The following is a 5,768-nucleotide window of genomic DNA, read 5'->3' as shown; positions in this document are numbered from 1 at the left end:
CGCCTTTACAGCAGGCTCTGAATATGTATTGCATACCAAGGCTGGCAGAAAATACAACCGTTGAAATTTCATCGCTCGGCCACGAAGCCGGCTTGATGGGCGCCGCCGCACTGGTAATGGAAAATTTTGAAAGAACAAATACCAAACTATCTAAATCTCAATTAGCGCCTAAGGATCTTATACACGCATCATTTTAAAATTAAAACGGCTGTTTATGAAAACATCTGCTTATTCCTGTTTTTTGGATGGCAGTTTTTTGTGTACATGCCAATGCGCAGGAAAGAAAAAAATTGCAGGAACAGTGCAGGATAATCCTGTCGCCGGTGATGGAAAATTTTGAAAAACAAATACCAAACTATTTAAGCTTCAATTAGCTACGAAGGATTTTATACACGCATCATTTTTAAAATTAAAACGACTATTTATGAAAACAATTATCCACTTATTCCTGTTTTTTGCAATGGTGACTTTTTGCGCACATGCCGATGCGCAGGAAAGAAAAAAAATCGCAGGAACAGTGCAGGATAGCCTTGGCAGAGGATTGCCAAACGTATCCGTTCATGTAAAAAGCACCAAAATCGGCACCGTAACAGACGGGCGGGGAAATTTTACCGTTGCGGCCAATGCAACCGATGTCCTGGAATTTTCATCTGTTGGGTATGAAACACAGGAACTAAGCGTTGGAAACAACACGAACATTTCTATTACGCTTAAAAGCGTAAGCAATGCTTTGAATGAGGTGGTGGTAACTACCGCTTTTGGCATTCAAAAGCAGGCAAAATCGCTGGGGTATGCCACGGCAACCGTTAAGTCTGATGAACTGGTAAAGACTTCATCCACTAATTTTGGCAGTGCTTTATATGGTAAAGCGGCGGGTGTAAAAATAGCCACAGCGCCCGGCGGTTCTCTGGGCGGTGTTGCCATTACGATACGTGGCATTAATTCTTTAACACAGCGAACACAGCCTTTGATCGTGCTGGATGGCGTGCCACTTCACGATGGAGATTTTAATAATGGAAATTACTGGGGCGATCAGCGCTTAAGGGGCAATGGCTTGCTTGATATCAACCCTGAAAATGTGGAAAGCATCACGATTTTAAAAGGCGCTTCAGCGGCTGCATTATATGGCTCTGAGGCTACAAATGGAGTTATCCTGATCACCACTAAAAAGGGAAAAAGCGGCAGCGAAAAATTTTCTGTTGACTTTAATACCAGTTACTTCCAGGATAGGGTAGCTTACCTGCCTCGTTTTCAAACCGTGCGTGGCGCGGGCTCACCGGTACAATATGATTGGTTTGGTGAGGATGAAAATGGCTTCAATGAAAATACATACACTATAGATGGCCAGGAATACAGGGCGTTGGTTCAGGGGTCGGTAAACTTCGGGCCCAAATTCGATGGCCAGCCAATTGCAACATGGACGGGCAGGGTTGCAAATTACTCTCCCATCAAGAATGGCTGGGCGCATTTATATCAGCATGCCAACAATGTGGTTACCAATGTGGCATTTAATTTTTCGGGACAAAATTCCAACACCCGTTTCTCTATTGCCCACCAGCGTTACGAAGGTGTAAGTTTGAATTCATCAGACGAGCGTTTCAACGTAAACCTAAACAGCATTTATAATTTTGGCAAAAAGTTCCGCCTGAATCTGATAGCCAATGATATTTATTCTACCGTTAAAAACAGGCCTTACCTTAACGACCGGCTTATTAACAATTTTAGCGGGATGATGCCCACGTTTGATGATGGAAACTGGTATCGAAAATATTATAAAACAAGCCTGGGCTACAAATACGTTACCGGCAGCAACGAAAGCTTAACACCGGATGAAAATATAACCATACCCAATTACCGCACCGACATTTTGGACTATGTATGGAATACAATGGAAAATAAGGTAACTGAAGGCAATAACCGTTTAATGGCAAGCCTTACCGGTACGCTTGATATCACTAAAAACTTACAGTTAAGGGGAAGGTTAGCCACAGATTTTACTAATAATCAAACTGAATCGAGGAACTCTTCCTCCGTACCTGTTGTGTATGGCTATTCCGGCTATTATGGAATTTCTACTTATCGGTATTCAATCCTGTACGGAGATGCATTGTTAACGTACACCGGCAAAATAAATGAAGGCCTGACAATTAAAGCCATGGCAGGCTATACGGGCGATAAGGAATCCAGCTATTCTACCAGTATTGGCACAAATGGCGGCTTAACAACAGAAAACCGGTTTGACCTTACTTCATCTGCCACAACTCCATATAGCAGTAGTTCTACCAGGACTTATCTTACCAAAGACGCCCTGATAGGAACAGTAAATGCCAGTTATAAAGATTATTTATTTATTGAAGGAACGGTAAGGCGGGATCGCACTTCTACCATGAACCCTGATAATAATTCGTTTGTTTACCCATCAGCAAATGCTGCCTTTGTTATTTCAGATGCTTTTAACCTGCCACAGGTAATCAGCAATGCCAAATTAAGGGCTTCTTGGGGCATTGTAGGTAATTATCCTTCAGCCTACCAGGCAAATGTGGCTTATACCTTAACTAACCTTGGCGATCAGGGCTCTGGTTCAGTGCTTGCTACATCAGCTGCCACCGGCACTTACGGAAATGACCTTATAAAGCCTGAACAGAAACATGAACTGGAATTTGGTTTAGAGGCAGGGTTCTTTAACCAGAGGTTAAAACTCGACCTGGCTTATTACAAGGCAAAAATTGTGGATATGATCATCCCGTTGCAAATTGCCCAAACAACCGGCGCCGGCAATATCCTGGCCAATGTTGGCACTTTGCAAAACCAAGGCATTGATCTTAGTATAACTGCCACACCTGTTCAGGGAAGGAACTTTTGGTGGGAAACTGGTATTAACTTCAATAATAATAACAATAAGATATTGAAACTTACAACAGGTTCAACCGAGCTTGTACATAGCGATTATGATGGTAATGCGGCTGTTTTAAAATCTGTAGTAGGAAGGCCGATAGGCGATTTTTATGCTCATCCCATTTTAACCGATGATAAAGGCGAAAAAGTTGTTACAGACTTTGGCGATGGCGATATAGTTTATCAGATAGATGCTTCTATACTGAAAAGATATGGCAACTCCCAGGTGAAAGCTACAGGCGGGTTTTATAATACTTTTTCCTATAAGGGTTTTTCCCTTGAATTATATACTGATTACAGGATTGGTGGTTATGTAATGCCAACCGGTTTGTTCTGGATGACAAGCCGCGGCTTAACGAAAGAAAGTTTAACAGCAATGGATGCAGCCCATGGCGGTATTTCCTATTATAAGGATGCAAGTGGCAGAGGTATTGAAACCAGTGCATCATCAGGCCCTAACGGGGAAACTGTTTATCATGACGGTATGAAACTGGGTGGCGTTTTTGCTGATGGCACGACTAATGATTATGTGACATCTCAATTTTATTATTATAACGAAACCTATAACTGGGGCGGTCCGCAATACAGCAATTCCCAATATTTCAGGTATATAGTTAAAAACACTTATTGGAAGATGCGGGAGATATCACTTGCTTATACATTACCTCAATCCATTTCCAGGAAAATAAGAGCGAATAAACTACAGTTATCTGTTTTTGGCAGAAACCTTTTCTATCTCTACAGGACGATAAAAGATATGGACGCGGAGCAGCTGACCGCAGGTTTAAACTGGAACCAGTCTTTAACCAATGCAGGCAGCCAGCCTTCCACCCGAACATTTGGCGTTTCATTAAGAGCAACTTTTTAATCTTATTAACCAGAAATTTATATGAAAAAGATATTATCCATTCTCTTTGTGTCAGTGCTGGTTTTTTCGGCCTGTACCAAAAAGCAATTTGAAGATACGTATGCCGACCCTTCAAAGGTTTCCGGCACCACTGTTGACCGCCAGTTTGCAGGTGTATTATATTCTAATACAAGCTATGTAATGTACAAATACTACCAATATTTTGCAGTGTATCAAAATACATTGATACCATGGACACAAACCGCAGCTACATTGAATGATAATGGAAGATACATTCCCGGCGCTGCAGCTATTAGTGATTATTGGGACAGTTATTATGCTTTATTGGCACAATATAAGGAGTTATTAAGGGTAAATGCTGCTTTAAGTGAAGAAGAACAGCAGGCAAACCGTATTTATATTATTGCAGCAACTATTTACTTTTACGACTTTACCCAAAAAACTGTAGATATATGGGGTGATATTCCCTGGAGCGGTGCAGGCTTGCTAGGAACTCTAAGCGGTGATTACCAGTCTGCTACTACTTCCGCCAAGTATGATGATGCAGCCACCATCTACACCACCATGCTTGACAGCCTGAAAGGGTTTGCTGATGAACTGAGTACCATTTCTGTTCCTTCCTCTGTATCGCCTGGTTTGGAAACACAGGATTTTATAAACCATGGAGATATTACAAAATGGCAGCAATACTGTAACTCCCTGCGCATACGGATGCTCACAAGGGTGAGTGGTGTGTCTGCCTTTCAATCAAGGGTAAAAAGCGAAATTGCAGACATTGTAGGCAACCCGAGCACATACCCCATTGTTACTACCAACGATGATAACATCATGGTAGCTGTAGTGAGTACTTCCACATCCATTAACAATGGTACTGATGTAGGAAATGCTGCTGATTTTTATGAAGGATTAATTGGCTGGGGGTATGCCGACAGGGCAGGTAAGGTAATGATTGATTTTATGAATGAGAATGCAGACCCGAGAGAACGCGCCATGTTTGAACCGGGAGATAGTGCCAATGGTGTGTACCGGGGATTAGACCCATCATTAACAAGTACTGAACAAACTGCGATATTAGATTCGGCAGTTATTGCACGGTATAACCGTTCTACACTTTCGCAGAATATTTATTTGCCTGGCACGTTAATTACTGCCGCTGAAACAGAACTTTCACTATCCGAATATTATTTGAATCAAGGCTCGGATGCTGCTGCAAAAATAGCCTACGAAGCAGGTGTCACTCAATCCATAAACTTTTATTTCTATTTGCGCACATTAAGTGATAATTCCGTTTCAGGTGATTTAGATTCGCTGGCTACAGGAGAAATAAGCAATTACCTGGCTAAGTCTGGCATTGCATGGAGCAGCGCTGCTACCACTGCAGAAAAACTGAACCTGATAGCTACACAAAAATGGATCAATTCCAGCGTAATGCGGCCGATGGAAACATGGGCGGAGTATAGAAGATTAGACCTCCCCACGCTCACCTTTACTGCTGACGTGGGTACCCAAACACTGCCTCCATACAGGTGGCTCTATCCTACAGACGAACAAACCTATAATACAGAAAATTACAGTGCTGTGGAAGCAAACGACGATTTAGACACAAAAATTTTCTGGGACGTAAACTGATATAAAAAAACAGAGGCATTCAAATAAACAAAAAGAGGCTGCAACACAATCAGGCAGCCTCTTTTGCTTTTAGGACGTCTTACCAGGTAAAGGAACATGCATAGTGTTCCTTACAGTACTAATTTTTTTGATTAAACGCATTTTTTTGATGAGCTTTTTAAATTTGTTTTATTTATTAAACGATTGTTAATTTACGCAAAAATTCAAAGCCGATAATTTGGATAAACTGACTGCTTATAAAAAAGAGGCTATTAATTCTACTTTGACAAGTTAAGAAGGTGGCTTTTGTTCTTTTTCTGCACTTCTTTGTTGATGTCTTTTTCTGATTTGTTCCAATATACTGGGCATATCCTTTCCTTTCTTCGAATACGTCCTG

The 5,768-nt window shown here is 41.5% G+C and carries 3 protein-coding genes and 1 pseudogene; 3 read left to right on the top strand and 1 reads right to left on the bottom strand.

All coding sequences use genetic code 11. From position 1 onward, the window contains the following. The 3 genes and pseudogenes from QM629_RS11975 to QM629_RS11965 all read left to right on the top strand — a co-directional run. Positions 1-197: pseudogene (locus QM629_RS11975) on the top strand (hypothetical protein); the annotation flags it as partial. Positions 198-424: 227 nt separating this feature from the next. Beyond that, positions 425-3,763, top strand: a complete 3,339-nt coding sequence (locus QM629_RS11970; protein ID WP_415160110.1) for a SusC/RagA family TonB-linked outer membrane protein — start codon at positions 425-427, stop codon at positions 3,761-3,763. 21 nt (positions 3,764-3,784) lie between these two features. After that, positions 3,785-5,392 carry a SusD/RagB family nutrient-binding outer membrane lipoprotein gene (locus QM629_RS11965; RefSeq protein ID WP_415160109.1) on the top strand — a complete coding sequence of 536 codons (1,608 nt, stop codon included), beginning with the start codon at positions 3,785-3,787 and terminating at the stop codon, positions 5,390-5,392. A 175-nt stretch (positions 5,393-5,567) separates the two neighbouring features. Here QM629_RS11965 and QM629_RS11960 read toward each other — a convergent pair. After that, on the bottom strand, positions 5,568-5,768 hold a 201-nt coding region (locus QM629_RS11960; RefSeq protein ID WP_415160108.1), incomplete at its 5' end, for a hypothetical protein.

Source organism: Parafilimonas sp., assembly GCF_047606085.1.
Taxonomy (GTDB): Bacteria; Bacteroidota; Bacteroidia; order Chitinophagales; family Chitinophagaceae; genus Parafilimonas.
Note: the sequence above shows the minus strand (reverse complement) of the source record. Positions and strands in the feature narration are given on the sequence as shown.

Bases quoted from the DNA above. Each gene is read 5' to 3' on its own strand.
- QM629_RS11965 (WP_415160109.1), top strand. From the start codon at position 3,785: ATGAAAAAGATATTATCCATTCTCTTTGTGTCAGTGCTGGTTTTTTCG.
- QM629_RS11970 (WP_415160110.1), top strand. From the start codon at position 425: ATGAAAACAATTATCCACTTATTCCTGTTTTTTGCAATGGTGACTTTT.